This window comes from Collinsella aerofaciens (genome assembly GCF_039752955.1).
Taxonomy (GTDB): domain Bacteria; phylum Actinomycetota; class Coriobacteriia; order Coriobacteriales; family Coriobacteriaceae; genus Collinsella; species Collinsella aerofaciens_BI.
Genome location: NZ_JBDMHB010000001.1, coordinates 20,018 through 37,450 on the forward strand (window position 1 = coordinate 20,018; position 17,433 = coordinate 37,450).

The 17,433-nt window shown below is 61.3% G+C and carries 12 protein-coding genes; 6 read left to right on the forward strand and 6 right to left on the reverse strand.

Translation table 11 applies throughout. The annotated features are described in order from the left end of the window. The 6 genes from ABHR75_RS00080 to pknB form a co-directional block, all read left to right on the forward strand. On the forward strand, positions 1 to 1,799 hold a 1,799-nt coding region (locus tag ABHR75_RS00080), incomplete at its 5' end, for a serine/threonine-protein kinase (RefSeq protein WP_346963319.1). Further along, positions 1,796 to 2,803, forward strand: coding sequence for an FhaA domain-containing protein (locus tag ABHR75_RS00085; RefSeq protein ID WP_346963320.1), 1,008 nt, complete (start codon positions 1,796 to 1,798; stop codon positions 2,801 to 2,803). The genes ABHR75_RS00080 and ABHR75_RS00085, both read left to right, overlap by 4 nt. 6 nt (positions 2,804 to 2,809) lie before the next feature. After that, entirely contained in the window at positions 2,810 to 3,226 is a 417-nt protein-coding gene (locus tag ABHR75_RS00090) for an FHA domain-containing protein (protein ID WP_346963321.1), read from the forward strand. Next, entirely contained in the window at positions 3,223 to 5,022 is a 1,800-nt protein-coding gene (locus ABHR75_RS00095; RefSeq protein WP_346963322.1) for a Stp1/IreP family PP2C-type Ser/Thr phosphatase, read from the forward strand. The genes ABHR75_RS00090 and ABHR75_RS00095 overlap by 4 nt, the downstream gene beginning before the upstream one ends. A gap of 16 nt (positions 5,023 to 5,038) precedes the next feature. Then, a complete protein-coding gene (locus tag ABHR75_RS00100) occupies positions 5,039 to 7,909 on the forward strand; it encodes an FtsW/RodA/SpoVE family cell cycle protein (RefSeq protein WP_346963323.1) in 2,871 nt (956 codons plus the stop codon). 132 nt (positions 7,910 to 8,041) lie between these two features. Further along, the gene (pknB, locus tag ABHR75_RS00105; RefSeq protein ID WP_346963324.1) at positions 8,042 to 9,988 is read left to right on the forward strand and encodes a Stk1 family PASTA domain-containing Ser/Thr kinase; all 1,947 of its coding nucleotides are present in this window, start codon (positions 8,042 to 8,044) and stop codon (positions 9,986 to 9,988) included. A gap of 493 nt (positions 9,989 to 10,481) precedes the next feature. On the opposite strand, the gene ABHR75_RS00110 is transcribed toward pknB, so the two are convergent. From ABHR75_RS00110 to ABHR75_RS00135, 6 genes are all read right to left on the reverse strand, one after another. Then, entirely contained in the window at positions 10,482 to 11,354 is an 873-nt protein-coding gene (locus tag ABHR75_RS00110) for a PfkB family carbohydrate kinase (protein WP_195233870.1), read from the reverse strand. 98 nt (positions 11,355 to 11,452) lie between these two features. After that, positions 11,453 to 12,421 (reverse strand): SIS domain-containing protein, encoded by a 969-nt coding sequence (locus ABHR75_RS00115; RefSeq protein ID WP_195233868.1) that lies wholly within the window; start codon positions 12,419 to 12,421, stop codon positions 11,453 to 11,455. Positions 12,422 to 12,521: 100 nt separating this feature from the next. Beyond that, a complete protein-coding gene (locus tag ABHR75_RS00120; protein WP_195233865.1) occupies positions 12,522 to 13,379 on the reverse strand; it encodes a sugar phosphate isomerase/epimerase family protein in 858 nt (285 codons plus the stop codon). Between the two features lie 17 nt (positions 13,380 to 13,396). Next, the gene (locus tag ABHR75_RS00125) at positions 13,397 to 14,959 is read right to left on the reverse strand and encodes an amidohydrolase (protein WP_346963325.1); all 1,563 of its coding nucleotides are present in this window, start codon (positions 14,957 to 14,959) and stop codon (positions 13,397 to 13,399) included. Between the two features lie 10 nt (positions 14,960 to 14,969). Beyond that, positions 14,970 to 16,433, reverse strand: coding sequence for a YfcC family protein (locus ABHR75_RS00130; RefSeq protein ID WP_118080251.1), 1,464 nt, complete (start codon positions 16,431 to 16,433; stop codon positions 14,970 to 14,972). 197 nt (positions 16,434 to 16,630) lie between these two features. After that, positions 16,631 to 17,365: a GntR family transcriptional regulator gene (locus ABHR75_RS00135; RefSeq protein ID WP_118080248.1), complete on the reverse strand. Its 735-nt coding sequence runs from the start codon at positions 17,363 to 17,365 to the stop codon at positions 16,631 to 16,633. Positions 17,366 to 17,433 lie beyond the last annotated feature (68 nt).

Below are 17,433 nucleotides of genomic sequence, written 5' to 3' on the forward strand. Positions count from 1 at the left end.
GCACCAGCTCTCGCGAGCTACTCAAGCGGTTCCAGCCGCTCGAGACGCTCGCGACCGGCGGTTTTGGCTCCATCGAGATCTGCCGCGACACGCATCTTCGCCGTCGCGTCGCCATTAAGCGCATCCCCCTCACAAGCGGTGCCGGCATACCCGCCAGCGACATCATGGATGTGCTGCGCGAGGCACACACCGCCGCCATGCTTCAACATCCCAATATCGTGCAGGTCATCGACTTTACGCACGACACCGCCTATGCCTACCTGGTCATGGAATATGTCGACGGCATGTCGTTGGCCGAGTTTTTGCATCGCGTGGACGGCCACTCGCTCACCTTTGACGAGGCCGCGGCCATTGCCGACGCGCTGGGTCAGGCACTCACCTTTGCCCATGCAAACGGCGTGCTTCATCTGGACATAAAGCCCGCCAATGTGCTTATCGACCATTCGGGCAATGTAAAGCTCACCGACTTTGGCATGGCGCGGCTGTCGTCTGCCGGCGGCTTTGGCGGCTCGCGCGGCGGCACCATCGGCTACATGCCGCCCGAGCAGCTCGATATCGAGACCGGCACGGTCGACGAACGCGCCGATGTCTTTGCCCTTGCCTGCGTTATCTATGAGGGCTTGTGCGGCAGCGCTCCCTTTATAGCAGCCACGCCCGCCGACTCGCTCGACCGCATCATCGGCGGCGCCACCTATCCCAGCGAGCTGATACCACACTTTCCCCCGGGAGCCGAGGCCGCGCTCATGAGCGCGCTCTCCCCCATGCCGCAGGACCGCCCCAACAGCATCGAGGCATTTTGCGACCAACTCCTTGCCGGTCTGGGCAGCGTGCGTGAGGGCCGTCGCAGTCTGGAGCAAATGGTTAGCGAGCTTTCGGATGACGAGCAGGAGCTCAACGATATCGAGCCGTCGCACTACGAGGACGACGCCATCGAGGTCGACCCCGCACTCGGCTGGGCGGGCACGCGCTGGAGCCATGCGCGCGACTACACCATGCACGCTATCTCGGCGCTAACGTGCGGCACCTTTAGCTTTTTGCTGATGCAAACGGCCGGGGTCGCGGCGCTTCCCGGGTTGGTCGTCGCGGCTATCGCTATTGGCGCGGCAGCCGGCTTGGCACCGCAGATTGGCTCGGCCATCTCGGCCGTGGGCTTTTTGGTGCTCATGGCAAACGCCACCATGCAGGCGCAGGGCATCCTGTCGATGTTGCCCGTCGCGGTGATCTTTGCCGCTGCCATGTCCGGTTGGTGGATCGCCTGGGGTCGCACCGAGGCTGCCGCGAGCGCCGCGCTCACCTGTGCACTCGCGCTTGGCTGTCTGACTGGCAATACCTTCCTGGCAGCTGGGGTCGCCGCCGGCGTCGCGTCATTTTGGCTCGGCCCGGCAAGCGCCGCCGCGGCAACGGGCATGGGCGTGCTTTTTGCCCGTCTGGCGACGGTCGCGCTTTCAGCCGGAGGCGTGCTGGGGCTCGGTAACGTTGCCGCAGCGCTGGAAGACCCGCTCCTTTGGGCTGCCTTTGTGCTGGTCGCGACAACTGCCGCAGCGTCATCTGAGCTGCTCAATGCCCATGCCAAGCGTGCCGACCAGGGCTCAAACCTTGCCGCAATCGCCGCCATCGCCGTCACCGGCATCGGCTGCGCAGCGGCATCCTGTCTTGCACACCATATGGAAATTGCCAGCCTTGCAGCCGCGGTCGCCGCCAAGGCGGCAGTTGCGGGAACCCTATCCTCTATAATCGTTGGGATATGCCTATATTTGCTCGGATACCAAAGAACCTATACGGAGAGTGATCTTTCGTGAACTTCCTGAACATCTTCGAGGACCACGTGGCCGGCATCTTCGGTGCCACCCGTGCCCCGTTCTCCTTTAAGAAGCTTGCCAAGCAGGCTGCTCGCGACATGGAGGATCAGACTCTGGTGATCAACGGCGTCAACACCGCGCCGGCGCTCTATACCATCCTGATCGCCACCGACGACGATCCCATGCTTGCCCCGTTCTACCCCGAGCTTTCGCGCGAGGTCCGCGAGTTTGTGAAGGCGCAGGCCGAAAAACGCCGCTACGTCTTTGTCGGCGAGCCCCTTGTTCGCTTTATGATCGACCCTCAGCTGCGCGCCGGCAAGTTCTCGGTCTTTGCCGAGAACGTCGACGCCCCCACGCTCGGCCGTCTGTACGAGGAAGAGCGCGCCTATCAAAATGGCCTGGGCCAGGACAACTCGGCCGCAAGCCGTGCCGCCAGCGCCCCGCGCGCCGGTCAGCAACAGTTTGCTACCCCGCAGCAACACTCCGCCGTCATGCCGCAGCAGCAGCCGGCACCCCGCGCCGCAGCTCCCGACCCGCTCGCTGTGGCCGACCCCTTTGCACCCAATGTTCCCGACCCCGCAGCCCCCATCCCTGTGCCGCAAACCGTCTCGCGCGACGCACTTGCCGGCATGGGCGGAGCTGCCGCGACTGGTGCCGCCGTGGGCCTTGGTGCCGCAGCCAGCATCGCCTCAAACATGGCAAGCCCCCGCGCCCCGCAGCGTCCGCTCGCCCAACTCGTCGACGTCGTGAGCGGGGAGAGCCACAGCATCACCTCCGCACAGGTGACCATCGGCCGCGAGCGCTCGGTTTCCGACATCGCCCTGCGCGACCCCAACGTCTCGCGCCGTCATGCCCAGCTCACTTTTACGGGGTCCGATTGGTCTATCGAGGACCTCAACTCCACCAACGGCACGCTCGTCAACAACCGCCGCATCACGCGCTGCCCGCTGCGCAACGGCGATCTGTTAACGTTTGGCCTGAGCACCTTTGAATTTAGGGGTTAATCGCTTATGAACATCGATATCGTCCTGTTTGCAGGCCGCATCGTATTGGTCATCCTGCTTTATATCTTCCTGTTCGCCGTTATGAAGACCGGCGTGGGGCTCGTGCGCGGCCAGCGCCGCGACTCGGCTATCTGGACGATCGATGTGGACAAGGGCCCGCGTGGCATCCGCGGTATTCACGTGGACATGCTTGGCCCCGTCATCGTCGGCCGTTCGCCGTCGTCGGACATCTGCATCAACGAGCCGTTTGTCTCTGCCTCGCATGCACGCTTTTCGCTGCAGGGCCCGGCACTTATTATCGAGGACCTCAACTCGCTCAACGGCACCCTTGTTAACGGCCGCCAGCTGGTGGAGCCCGCAACGCTGCGCGAGGGCGACGAAGTCCAGATTGGCGACGTGGTCATGAAGGTGAACCGTCGATGATCGACGAGGAGAACAAGTCCGCAACTATGACCGAGGCACCGGCTGCCGCCACAGCTGCGCCGGCCCACGCCGCTCCGGCGGGCTCCGCACCCGTGGAGCCCGAGGACACCGTGTTCTCCCTGCCTCTTTCGCATGTAACGCATGATATTTCGGATCTCGCCGATAACGAGGACGAAGAGGATGCCGCAGCGGCGCCCATCGGCGCACATGCTGCGGAACAGCCCACAGCGCCCGAAGCAACCCCGGCGCCGGCTCACTTTGCAGAGCCCGTCGCCGCGGCAATCAACGAGAGCGCTGCGGTGTTTGCGGCACCCGAGCCCGCCGCGCCGGCGTTTCCCATAGCCCCGGCATCCGAGGTTGCGCCCGCGTCTACGCCGGCGCCCGAGCCTATAGACGTCAGCCCGCAAGACGACGAGTCGACCGCCCGCGTGTCCGAGGAGCCCGACTCCCCGGACACCGGCGATTCCGAATCAAACGCCGAGACCGACACCGTCTCTCCCGGCGACACAGCCGAGATCGACGTTGCCGCCGTTGAGGCCAAGCTCAAAGACCCCGGCTCGACCATGAGCTTTGAGCCCCTGACCGAGGAGCGCATCGAGACCGACTCGACCTATGACGCCGGTACCACCACGCAACTCATGTGGGGCGCCCGCTCCGACGTTGGCTGCGTGCGCCCGCACAATGAAGATTCCTACCTGGTGCAGTCGCCGCTCTTTTGCGTATGCGACGGCATGGGCGGTCACGCCGCCGGCGAGGTAGCCTCTTCTATCGCCGTCGAGACTATTGCCAAGACGGCCCCGCAGTCCGCCGACGCAGCGCGCCTGGCCGCAGCCGTCGAGGCAGCCAACGCCGCCGTAATCGAGGCGGCCCTGAACGGCCTGGGCAAGCCCGGCATGGGCTGCACAGCCACCTGCGCCTATATCGAAAACGACACGCTCGCCATCGCCCACGTGGGCGACTCTCGCGCCTATCTGCTCCACGAGGGCACGCTCATCCGCGTGACCCGCGACCACTCCTACGTGGAGGAGCTCGTGGACGCCGGCGAGATCACGGCAGATGAGGCTCGCGTCCACCCCAACCGTTCGGTCATCACCCGCGCGCTGGGCTCGGACCCCGCTATGTATGCCGACCACTTCACTCTGCATATCGAGGAAGGCGACCGCCTGATCCTGTGCTCCGACGGCCTTTCGAGCATGATTCCCGATAGCGATATCGAGAACATCGCCACGCAGTCCTCAACCGCGCAAATCTGCGTCGACAACCTAGTGGACGCGGCGCTTGCCGCCGGCGGCCACGACAACGTGACCGTAGTAGTCGTTGACCTGGTTGACGATGGCGTTATGCGCGAGGCGCAGCGCGTGCGTCGCCGCAACATTACTATCGCCGCCATCCTGGCCCTCGTCTTTGTGCTGGCAGCTGGCATCTGGGCCTACACGGGTGTCACCGGCTCGTACTACCTGGGTACCTACCAGGGCAATGTCGCCGTCTGGCGCGGCCTGCCCGGCAAGCCGCTCGGACTCAAGCTCCACTGGCTCGAAAGCGAAACCAGCATCAAGCTATCCGACCTGCCCGAAGACACGCAAAACCGCCTCAAGGCGGGTATTCCGCAAACAAGTGTCGACGATGCGCAGGACACGATATCCAAGTACCGCCACCAGATCGATGAGGAACAGACCCGTCAGGTGATCGACGCGCAAACGATCCGCGACAACACCGACCAGGGATCGACTTCCAAATCGAATTCCGAAAAAACCGCCGAACAGTCCGCCGAGGCAGAAGCCTCCGATAAGAATTAGAAAGGGAGTGCCGCTTATGAGTCGCCGCAACACCGAAATGCTCTTGCTCATCGCCTCGGCGTTCCCCGTCATCCTGCTGTATGCGATGTACGTGCTCACCGCAGGCGCCTCCATTTCGTTTGAAACGCTCGCCGTACCGATCGGCCTCTTTGCTGCCTTCGCCGCGGCGCATATCGCCGTGCGCATCCTGGCACCCGGCGCCGATCCAGTCATCCTGCCCATCGTCTTTGTGCTTTCGGGCATCGGCATCACGTTCGTAACGCGTTTGGCGCCCTCACTCGCCATCTCGCAGCTCGTCATCCTGTTTATCTCGGTGGCGCTGATGGTAGGAACGCTTGCGCTGGTCAAAAACCTCGACGTGGTCATGCGCTACAAGTACACCTTTGGCGCCATCGGCATTGTCCTGCTGATGCTTCCCATCTTTATCGGCACCACGATTTCGGGCTCCAAGCTGTGGATTCGTATCGCCGGCTTTACCATTCAGCCCGGTGAGTTCGCCAAGATCTTTATCGTGCTGTTCCTGGCAGGCTACCTGGCCGAGAACCGCGAGCTGCTCTCTATCTCCAACCGCAAGATCTTGGGTCTTAAGATTCCGCGTCTGCGCCTGCTGCTGCCGCTGTTCGCAGTCTGGGGCGTATGCCTGCTCGTCGTTGTCTTCGAACGTGACCTGGGCTCGGCCTTGCTGTTCTACACCATCTTCTTGCTGATGCTCTACGTTGCCACGGGTCGCTTCTCGTATGTCATCATCGGCCTTGTGCTCTTGGCCGTGGGGGCCGTGGGCGCTTACAAGTTCCTGTCGCACGTCCAGGTTCGTTTCCAGATCTGGGCCGATCCCTTTAAGGATGCACAGGGCCAGGGCTACCAGATTGTCCAGTCCCTCTTCTCGCTGGCCGACGGCGGCCTTGTTGGCGTCGGCATTGGCAACGGCATGGCCAACAACATCCCCGTCGTCGAGTCCGACTTTATCTTCTCGGCTATCGGCGAGGAGATGGGCCTTTTGGGCGGTGGCGCCGTTCTTATCCTGTTTATGCTCTTTGCCGTACGTGGCCTGACCACGGCAGCCCGTGCCAAGTCCGACCTTGCCGCCTTTAGCGCCACCGGTCTTACGGCCGCTATCAGCTTCCAAGCGTTCTTGATCGTTGGCGGCGTTACCCGCCTGATCCCGCTGACCGGCGTCACCCTGCCCTTTATGAGCCAGGGTGGCTCCTCGCTGCTGGCAAGCTTTATCATCGTCGCGCTGCTGCTGCGCGCCGGTGACGAGGCAACCGGTCGCGAGGCCGAGCTCACCGGCACCGGCACCATGGCCGCCATCACCGACGACCAGGTCGCCTCGGCGTCCTCCCCGGCCGGCACGCGCTTCGCCACTTCGTCTTCGTATGCCCGCGGCAGCCACTCCGCCGGCTCGCGCATGCGTCGTCGCCTGCTCGACACGCCCGAATCCGGTGTGCTCGGCCGCGTGGCGCTCGCCAATCGACTGACCCGCGCCGTGCTCGCCTTTACGGCACTATTCGCCATCCTTATCGGCAACCTCACCTATGTCCAGGTCATCAAGGCCAAGGACTATCAGGACATGCCGACCAACAACCACACCATCGCCCGCTCCAAGTACATCCAGCGCGGCTCCATCATCACGTCCGACGGCGTGACGCTGGCCGAGTCGCTGCAACAGGAAGACGGCACCTACGCCCGCTCCTACCCCAACGGAAACATGGCCGCTCACGTGGTGGGCTATGTAAGCCAGCAGTACGGCACCGCTGGTGTCGAGAGCGTCATGAACGAAACGCTCACCGGCTCCAAGGATTACTCCAGCTGGGACAACGCCCTCGCGTCGCTCGCGGGCCAAAACCAACCGGGCAACACCGCCAAGCTCACCATCGACTCGCGCATCCAGACGGCTGCCGAGCAGGCACTCAAGGGCTTTAAGGGTGCCGTGGTGGTTATGGATCCGCGCACCGGCGCGGTCCTCGCATGCGCAAGCTCGCCCACCTATGACAACACCAACATCGATGCCCTGATGCAGTCGGGCGGCGGCGAGGACGGCTCCATGTACGACCGCGCCATGGACGCTCTCTATACCCCGGGCTCGACCTTTAAGGTCGTCACACTCTCCGCGGCGCTCGAAACCGGCACCGCCAGCCTTACCAGCACGTACCAGGCGCCCGGCTCCATGGATATCGGCAACGCGCCGGTCACCAATTACGCCAACGAGAGCTACGGTACCATCAGCCTGCAACAGGCCTTTGCCGTGTCGTCCAACGTCGTCTTTGGCCAGGTGGCCAACGAGATCGGCGCCAGCTCGCTCGTCCAGTTTGCCAACGCCTTTGGTTACGGCCAAAAGCTCGGTCAGGACCTGACCACCGCGGCCTCCATCATGGCCGACCCCTCGCTCATGACCGAGTGGGAGACCGCCTGGGCAGGCGCCGGCCAGCCTGTCGGCATGGACCACACGCCAGGTCCGCAGACCACCGTCATGCAAAACTGCGTGATAGCAGCGGCCATCGCCAACAGCGGCGTGGTCATGGACCCGTTCTTCGTGGCCCAGGTGCTCGCCCCCGACGGAACCGTGGTCAAGACCACGCAATCCCGCTCGCTCGGCCAGGCCGTCAGCGCCACCACGGCCGATCAGGTCAAGCAGGCCATGCTCGCGGTTGTCCAGTCCGGCACCGGCACCGATGCCCAGATTCCGGGCGTCAAGGTCGCCGGCAAGACTGGATCGGCCGAGACCGGCGGCACCAACGTCAACTCGATGTTCGTCGGCTTCGCACCTTACGATTCACCCACGGTCGCCATCTCGGTGGCCTTGGAGGATTACGACAAACACGACGTCAAGGCAGCCAAGATCGCCGGCATCGTCCTGACCGCGGCACTTGCCGCCCAAGGAGCGTGATGCCTGTGATCGAAGCGGATACTTGGGGCGCGCCACGGCCGATGAGCTAGCGGCAAGGCGCCACGCGGTCCCAGCGACCATAGATTTGGTACTACACACATCGTTGAGCGAATAAGTTAGTTAGGAGCAGGAATGGAACAGAGGGTCCTCGGGGGAAGATACCTCCTCAAGGATAAGGTGGGAACGGGCGGCATGGCGACCGTCTTCCGTGCGCAAGATCAGGTCCTCGACCGCACGGTTGCCGTCAAGATCATGCTGCCGCAGTATGCCGGCGACGCCACCTTCGCCGCCCGCTTTAAGCAGGAGGCCCAGGCAGCAGCAGGTCTCTCCTCCCCCTATATCGTGGGCGTCTACGATTGGGGCAAGGATGGCGATACCTACTACATCGTCATGGAGTACCTGCGCGGTACCGACCTTAAGAGCGGCATCAAGAGCCACGGCGCCCTCGATCCAAAGAAGGTCGCGCAGATCGGCTCGCAGATCAGCTCCGCGCTTTCGGTCGCCCACAAGCACGAGATCATCCACCGCGACATTAAGCCGCAAAACATCATGGTGCTGCCCGACGGCAACATCAAGGTCATGGACTTTGGCATCGCGCGCGCAAAGAACAGCCACCTCACGCAGGACAACAATGTACTGGGCACCGCCCACTACGTAAGCCCCGAGCAAACGCGCGGCCAGGACCTCGGTCCCACTTCGGATATCTACTCCCTGGGCGTCGTGATGTACGAGTGCGCCACCGGTCGCGTCCCCTTTGACGGTGACGACGCCATCTCGGTTGCGCTCAAGCAGGTAAACGAACTGCCGGTTCCGCCGAGCCAGATCAACTCCGGCGTCGACGCCGATCTGGAGCGCATCATCCTCAAGTGCATGGAAAAGGACCCGTCGAACCGCTTCCAGACGGCAGACGAGCTGCGCCAGGTGCTCAACAACTACCTGTCCGGCCGCGCCGTCAACGTCTCCGAGCCCACGCGCATCATCGGTGCCGCGGGCGACCTGGGCGCCACCAAGACCCGTGAGCTGTCTGACTCCACGCGCGCTATGGTTCGCCCCGTATCGGGCGTAAGCGGACAGACCAACCCCCGCAGCGCCGTCTCGGGTTCCACCGGTTCCTACGAGGTCGATCAGCCCAAGTCCAACAAGAACAAGATTATCGCCGCCGTAGTCGCCGCAATCGCCGTGGTTGGCGTTGTGGTGGCCTTCGCCACCGGGCTCTTTGGGGGCGAGCAGGTTACGGTGCCCGATGTGCTTAACAAGGACCAGCAGACCGCTATCGAGCTGATCAAGGAGGCCGGCCTTGAGGTCGGAACTGTCGACCAGAGCTATAACGACGATGTCGACGAGGGCAAGGTTGCCGAGCAGACCCCCAACGGCAACACTAAGAAGCCCAAGGGCTCCAAGGTTAACCTGGTGATCTCCAAGGGCCCCAAGCCCTCCGAGAAAGTTGAGGTTCCGCAGCTCGTCGGCCTAACCAAGGACCAGGCCGAGGCCGCGCTGGCAAGCGTGGGCCTGAAGGGCAACGCAACCGAGGAGGCCAACGAGGCCGACGAAGGCCAGGTCTTTGAGCAGGGCACTGATGCCGGCAAGGAAGTCGAGAAGGGCACGACCATCTCGTATAAGGTCTCCAGCGGTCCTGACACCACCTCCGTCCCCGATCTGACCGACATGACCGAGGCCCAGGCACGCAACGCTCTCGACATGGCCGGTTTTGGCGTCAACGTGAGCTACCAGGAGAACGATTCCGTCACCGAGGGCACCGTCATTAGCTGGAACCCCAGCGGCAAGCAGAAGCCCGGCGCCACGATCACCGTCGTCATCGCCAAGAAGTCCGGCAAGGCCAGCGTTCCGGGCAACCTGTACGGCAAGAGCATCTCCGCCGCCGTCACCGCGCTCAACAACGCCGGGTTCTACAACATCGCATTCTGCGATCAGAACGGCAATCCCGTGAGTGGCAACGAAAACGCCACCGTGACGGGCGTCTCCCCCACTGGCAAGCAGTCCACCGACAGCACGATCACGCTGACGGTTTCGCTTTCTGGCTCTGCCTCGGGTGACGATTCCGACACGACGACTAACTAGTCGACAACCCATCACCTGCAGCGGCTATGGCCGCAAACATATTCGCTCAACGGCGCCCGCTTGCTCCCCAGCAAGCGGGCGCGTTATTTATCGACAGGCCAGGGCTCCATAGCAACGCAAAGAGGCCCGCAAAAGCGAGCCTCTCAGGTAACAACAGATATGTGATGCAGTAATTACTAGCCGCAGAACTTCACCATGGTCTCGACCATGGACTCTTGCCTATAGACAAAATGTCCAGAAGCAAGGAGATGAAAGAGTAAGGACAACGCCCTCTAAAAGAAGGCCGTATATGAAGATTGCATATCCCTTTTGCCTTCATATACTCAAGAAGCACCCCTCGAAGCGCTCCTGAGAGGCCCCCTTGGATGCAACCCAGGGGATCCAGATTCTGGTAGACATCGGCACAGCAAAATCCTGCCGCGCAGGCACGAACGGACATCTTGACTCCCAACGCAATGCGGGGCGCCCCAAGACACCCCGCCACGACAAAAAACTAGTTCTCGTAGACCAGCGGGTGGCCCCAACTGCCCTCGATCTTGCAGGTCTGCGCCGCAAAACCGGCAGCGAAGTCCAAGCTCTCGCGAATTGCGGCCTCGCCGCACTCGCCGGCCTTCTTCTTGGAAAGATAGGTGACCAAAAACGCCGTCAGCAGTGAATCGCCGGCCGCCATAGCGTCTTTGAGCTCCTCGGGCGCCACGGGCTTGATGCCCTGCTCGTAGAAGTTTTCGCCGTCATAGGCGACGGAACCCTTGCTCCCGCGCGACGCGCATACGATTTGAGGGCCAAGGGCCTTCACCCACTCGAGCTTCGCCTTGATATCCTCCAGGGAAGCGTCGCCCATGGACATAAAGGCGTACGTCACAAATGGCGCAATCTGCTCGAAGTACTCGTCGGTGGAGTCATCGGAGAAGTCGAAGCTGATAGGCACACCGGCAGCCTTGATCTTGGGGAGCTCGCGCTCGGTGAAGCAGTAGTTGCCGCTGTGCACCAAATCGAAGCCGCTGACGTACTCGGCGGCGAAGCGGTCTATCACGTAGCGCATGTCGCCACGTATGCCGCCTTCATTGGAGCCCAGGAAGATACGGTCCCCGGTCTTGTCAACGGTCACGCGAGCGGCGCCGTTGACGCCCAGGACCTGCTGGCAGCGAAGAAGCTCGACGCCCTCGTCCTCAAGCGATGCTATAACGTGCTCGGCCTCCTCATCTGATCCGAAGATTCCCATGTAGGCGCTGCGATCGACACCGAGCTTCTTGGCGAAGACGGCGAAGTTGACTGCGTTGCCGCCGGGATACATAGTCTTGATATGCTCGTACTTATCGACAACGTTGTCTCCAAAGCCGAGCACGCTTATAGGATAGGCTGCCATGGTTATCTCCATTCAGGTAAACCGCCGTGGCTACGGCGAGCAGAAGAGGCGCGAGGATTCGCACGTCTCAACGCGCTTCGCGCCCCGTTCTAAAATCGCTAGTACTTCTCGATGCCCATGTAACGACGCACGTCCGGGTGATGGTCGAACACCTTGCCGCGAGCGGAGCGCAGCTCACAGTTCATCGCGTAGAACAGGATTGGATCAAGGAACGCGCGAACGCTTGCCGGTACTTGGTCCATGCCGTACTCCATGGCGTCGAGCACCATAAGAGTGTCGGTATGGGTCTCGAGGAATGCGAGGGCGCGCTCATCCATGGCTCGGCACTCACTGGAAGACATCTGCAGGAAGTAGAAGACTCCGGGCTCGGTCACCTCGAAGGGGCCGTGGAAGTACTCGCCGGAGTGGATATAGGCGCAGCTCTGCCACTGCATCTCCATAAGCGAGCAGATAGCGAAGCCATAGGTCTGGCTAAACACGGGACCGGATCCCAAGATATACAGGAACTTGTGGTCCTGGCACAGGGCAGCGAAACGGTCGCAAAGTTCGGCGTTGACCTTCTCGCGAGCCGCAGGCAGGATCCGGTCCATCTTGGCGATGCCTTCGTACATATCGGCAAGGTCAGCATAACCTTCCTGCTGATCCAAGAGCTCGGCAGCGAGAGCCAAAGAGATGCCGGCGGGTACCTCCGCCTGCGGAACTCCCTCGCCCCACGGATATACCCAGCACGTCCACTCACCGTTATCGATGCCGGAGCCGGCGTTGTCGGTCTGTGCGATAACGGTTGCGCCCGCCGCCTTGGCGATCGAGCACGCATCGATTACCTCGGGAGTGTTGCCGGAGTGGCTGCAAGCGATAACAAGGGACTTTTCGCCCAGGCGCTTGGGACGCATGATATCGAACTCGCGGGCGGTATACGCCTCACTGGCAAACGTAGTCGCCTCGCGCTTAAGCAGCTCATGGGCGGGCAGCAGGTCGATGAGGGAGCCGCCGCAGGCAACCCAGAAGACGCTATCGAAACCGCCCTTTTCGGCGATTGCGTCGGCGATGAGATCATGTGCGTTCATTGTTATTCTTCCTTTCGATACGGCGGACGAATCCGCCAACGTTTACTGCAAGTCTTCTCGTCAAGCGTGTTGACTGCCCCACGCGAATGGGAGCTACGCGCTAGTCGACAAAATACCTCTCGAAGGCGTCCATGTTGCGCCGGTCCGCTGCTGCGGGATCATCGAAATACCTTCCATCGGTGATCTCCTGGCCAAGATAGCCCTCGAACCCATGCGCGTTGAGGACACGCACGAAATCGTCCATGCTGTGCTTTCCATCGCCCCAAACCAGATGGCCGTATGGGTCGCCATCAATGAAGTGCATGTTCCTTATGGCACCATCGCCAAACTCGGCAAACCACTCTTCAAGGCTCTCGCCGGCGACTCCCATAGCAGTAGTGTCCACCATTGGAGTAAGGTGCGGGTTGGCTACTTGGTCAAGCATGCGCCTGGCATCCGCGAGTGTAACCACCAAGTTGCTCTCTTCCGGCCTCAGGCTCTCCATGCAGAGGGTCACGCCGTGCTCGCCGGCATAGTCCGCAAGAATCGCCAAGTGCTCGGCAGAGCGCTTCCAAGCTTCCTCGCGGTCCTCGTCCCAATCGCCCCAACCGGAGTTGATGGACATATACGGGGCGCCGAGCACCTCGGCGAGCTCGATGCCGTGCTTGAAGTAAGCGAGGCTCCGCTGCGCGTGGAGGGGCTTTCTGGCAGCGTACTGCCACGGATACACCACGTTCTCCGGGCACAGGGAGCTCCCGGAGAGTCCGCGGGACTCGATCTTGCGGCGAAGCTTGTCGGCCTCGAAATACCCCGTGTGGTCCAGCGTCACGTGCGGCTCGGCCGCCCAAAGCTCGATGGTTTTGAAGCCAAGGCGCTGCTGAACATCAAGGAAATAATCGAGCGACCACATGATGTAGTGAATGTTCATGCCGGCGACCTGCTCGCGACGCAGGCGGGGCGCGGAAGCGTTTAAATCCATGCTGGGCATCTCCTCTCCTAGCAATCTTCGTACACGACCCGACCATCGCTCAGCGTGAGCGAGACCTGGATGTCTCTGGCATCTTTGGGGTCCACCGCAAACATATCGCGGTCCAAAACGCAGATGTCCGCGAGCTTGCCCGCCTCGAGGGTGCCGAAATCGTTCTCGCGAACCAGATCGTAGGAACCCCCGGCAGTCCATGCCCGCAGCAGCTCGGCAACGCTAACGGTATTCTGCGGGTTGACGTCCAAACCGTCGGCGAAGTACCCTCCGCAGGCGCTGTAGATCGAATCTCCTAGATGCGGGATAAGGAGGGGAAGATCGGTTCCGCAGCACAGCACACATCCGCCATCCACCATGGCGCGACGGTTCCAGCTGCGGGAGAGCCTCTTCTCTCCTATCTGGCGACGCATGGTCGAAAGGCAATCCTCGCGCTTATCAAGAGTAAGGATCTGGGGATAGACCTCGCAGATACCGCCGATGGCGCCCATGCGCGCCAGGTCAGCTGGATCGGAGTTCTCAAGGTCCGTAATCGAATGCCTGCGAGCGAGCCTTCCCGACTCATCACGCGGTAGCCGCTCATACAGGTCGATCGTCTTGCGAACGGCCCCATCCCCCTGGCAATGCAGGGAGTAGCGGAATCCCTGGGCATCGATCTCGGACAGCTCGCGAGAGATGAGGTCCCATTCGGGCTCCTCGACCACGGTCTTTCCGCCGGCACCCGCATCGGCCCCCTCCTCGTAGGGATCGATCATCTCGGCCAGGCCGCACCACACGCCGCGATCGGTCATGCGATTGAAGCCGGAGAACCTGACGAAGTCTCCTTGGAAGCGGTCGCGCGCCGAGCAGGCGTAATCAAGGTCGGCTCCATGCCCGACGGGCTGGCTCATCATGTCGACCCTAACCGTAAGTTCGCCTTCCTGCTCGCGGCGATACATCTCGTCCGCAAATCCGTAATAATCGTCAAAGCACATCTCCTTGATGGCGGTGACGCCACGGGAGTTAAGCATGGTCATGTAGTCGCCATACGCATCGCGGACTTCCTGAAGAGGTAGATAATCGCGCATAAGGTGCCAAATCATCTCGGCATAGCAAGCCTCGGGCGTAAAACCATAGCGCGCAGATGCGGCGGAGTTGAGCACGCAGGTCTCCGCGCCGGCAGTAAAGGCGACGGCAGGCGTGGATGAGAACTTCTCGTCCAACATATCAACCAAGTCGTCACCCATAAGGGTCTCCGGAAGGTTCATGCCCAACGCCATAGGGGCCTGGGGCCGCTCCTCCTTCCAATTCGACATCGCGGTGAAAACATCATCTGCCGAGGTCGCATCGATAAGATCGGCGCCGATGCGACGGAGCACCCAGCCGGTAAAGAACGTGTGCACGTCGACAAGGCCTGCCATGACGGTTCTGGAGCCAAGGTCGCGAACCTCGTCCGCATGCGCAGTATATTCGGCAGCCCGATCAGAGGCGCCCACGGATTCGATGCGATTACCGCGAATCGAAACATATCCGTCGATCGGTTCATCGGAAAGGCCGGTAAAGATGCTGCGGGACAGCAATACTAGCGAACGATCAAACACCGGGCACCTCCTACATCGGCAGTAGGCCGGAGATCACAGTCGCGACCAATCCGAACAGAACCATGAAGATAAAGAACTTCCAGATGGTCTTCCACCATTGCCCGAAGGAGATCTTCGCCACGGCAAGACCCGCGACGGTCATGCCCGCAACGGGGCTGATGGTGTTGACGGTCTGGTTCGCGAACTGCAGAGCGGTGACGGCAGCCCCGGGATTGAGGCCCATAAGCTCGGTCAGCGGGCCCATGACGGGCATGGTGAGTGCAGCGAGGCCGGAGCTGGAAGGAACCAGCAGCGAAAGCAGGCCGAGGACGATGTACATGAAGGTGGTATAGATGAAGGACGGAGCGCCCGCAAGGAGTCCGACGAGCCAGTTAAGAATAGAGTCGATGATCATTCCGCCCTCTGCGACGACCAGGATGCCGCGGGCGATGCCGATGATGCAGGCTGCGTAGGCGAAGTCGGCGATTCCGCGGACGAACTCCTCCGCAATGGTCTTCTCGTCCAGGCCGCCGAGTATGCCGGCAAGAAGGCCCATGGCCAGGAACACCATGGAGATCTCGTCCATATACCAGCCCTGGGTAACGAGGCCCCACACGATAACGCCCATGCCGACCGCGAAATCAATGAGGACGAGCTTGTGGCGAAGCGTGAACTCCTCTTCGATAGAGGCATCGGTGACAGAGAACTCGATGCGCTTCTGCTTATCGTCCTCATAGGTGATGGAGGACTTGGGATCGAGCTTGACGCGGCGCGCGTAGCGCATGGCCCAGAAAATGCCCGCGGCGGTGAAGATGACCCACAGGATGGCGCGGAGCCAAAGCTGGGGATTTCCCTCGATGCCGATAACGCCCTGGGCGATCAGCACGTTGAAAGGATCAATAGTGGATGCGCAGTAACCAAGGTTGGGGCCGAGGAAGCAGATGATGAACGCGGTCATGGAGTCATACCCGATGCTCAGCATGATGGGGATGAAGATCGCGTAGAACGGCAGCGCCTCCTCGGACATGCCGAACGTGGTGCCGCAGATCGAGAGCAGGATCATGGAGATGGGGATGATCAAGATGTCCTTGTTCTTCAGCTTCTTGATCACGCGGCTCATGCCGGCGTTTAGGGCGTTGGTCTTGGTGACGATGGCGAACGATCCGCCGATCAGCAGGACGAACGCGACGACATCGGCCGCAGCCTGAATGCCCTTGGCGGGAGCCTGCAGGACGGCATCGATGCCCTGTCGCAGATCGACGGTCTCCCCCGTCTCCGAATCGGTGTAGACCTTGTCGACCTCTTGGTACGTTCCGGCTACGGCGACTTCTCGCTCGCCCGCGGCCGTCTGAATGGTCTGGCGGTCGAACTGACCCGATGGGACGATCCATGTGAGCACCGCGAAGAACACGATCAGCATGAACGCGATGGTGTACACATGGGGAAGCTGGAGATGGAATCTGCGCTTGGGCTTCTCCTGTTTGGCATCCGGCATTCTTAACCTCCTGCCAGAGCAACGATGCTTGCCAAAAATCCTTCACGTATAGGCAAACATCTTAGGTTGTTCTATGTATAACCTGCATGAAGGCGTCGGTCAAGAAACATATTAGGTTGTTCTATAAGTGGTAACTTTTACGCGCTAAACGGACCTGCCGCGGCAATACGAGAACAGCGCTGTGTGAGACAGAGCCGCTAGATATCGAAGCTGTAGCGCGAACCCACGTAGTACTGTCTGCCATAGCAGAAGCGCTCTCCGTTGGAATCGAGAAAGCCCGCGTTCATGAAGAACAGCGGCTCCCCTACTGGGACCTTGAGCTCGCGGGCGGCATCAATTCCCGCACGGGCGATCTCCAGCCTGCAGGGATCGGACGAGCAGGGATACCTACCCGTACGCTCCCCCACGGCCTCGAATATCGAACAATTGGAGAGACCGATATCTTTGAGAAATTCGAATCCATCGACAGGATAGTAGTTGTTCTCGAACAGGACCGGCACGCCGTCTGCGGTACGCACGCGTGAGACCAAGATGAGGTCAGAGCCTTCATCCAAGCCAAAGAAAGAAGCGAGGTCGCGATCGGCGGCAACGGTCTTGCGGGCAACGACGCGAGCGCCCGCCTTCATGCCGTTTTCAGCGCATGCTTGGGTAAAACTCTGAACATCGTCCTTCTGATGCACCTTGCGAATTATCTTTGTCGCGGTCACAAACGTACCACGCCCCTGCCGCTTGGTGAGATACCCCTCGCCCACAAGCTCCTCTATTGCGCGGCGAACCGTGACCCTTCCCACGCCGTACATCTTAGAAAGCTCAAGTTCCGTTGGAATCTGCGAGTCAACGGGATATGTCCCCTGTTCGATATCGCTCTTAAGCAAATCGAGCACCTGTTGATACAGCGGGGCGGAAGAGCCCCCATCCAGATGCGCATCCACAAAAACTCTCCCTTTAAGGCGTTCGCGATCTCAACGACTCCATTCTACCGCACACGGAAAAATGAGGT

What these genes read in the sequence shown, in the direction of transcription:
- ABHR75_RS00130 (WP_118080251.1), bottom strand. Translation starts at nt 16,433, where the DNA reads ATGCCGGATGCCAAACAGGAGAAGCCCAAGCGCAGATTCCATCTCCAG.
- ABHR75_RS00095 (WP_346963322.1), top strand. Translation starts at nt 3,223, where the DNA reads ATGATCGACGAGGAGAACAAGTCCGCAACTATGACCGAGGCACCGGCT.
- ABHR75_RS00100 (WP_346963323.1), top strand. Translation starts at nt 5,039, where the DNA reads ATGAGTCGCCGCAACACCGAAATGCTCTTGCTCATCGCCTCGGCGTTC.
- ABHR75_RS00110 (WP_195233870.1), bottom strand. Translation starts at nt 11,354, where the DNA reads ATGGCAGCCTATCCTATAAGCGTGCTCGGCTTTGGAGACAACGTTGTC.
- pknB (WP_346963324.1), top strand. Translation starts at nt 8,042, where the DNA reads ATGGAACAGAGGGTCCTCGGGGGAAGATACCTCCTCAAGGATAAGGTG.
- ABHR75_RS00120 (WP_195233865.1), bottom strand. Translation starts at nt 13,379, where the DNA reads ATGGATTTAAACGCTTCCGCGCCCCGCCTGCGTCGCGAGCAGGTCGCC.
- ABHR75_RS00115 (WP_195233868.1), bottom strand. Translation starts at nt 12,421, where the DNA reads ATGAACGCACATGATCTCATCGCCGACGCAATCGCCGAAAAGGGCGGT.
- ABHR75_RS00090 (WP_346963321.1), top strand. Translation starts at nt 2,810, where the DNA reads ATGAACATCGATATCGTCCTGTTTGCAGGCCGCATCGTATTGGTCATC.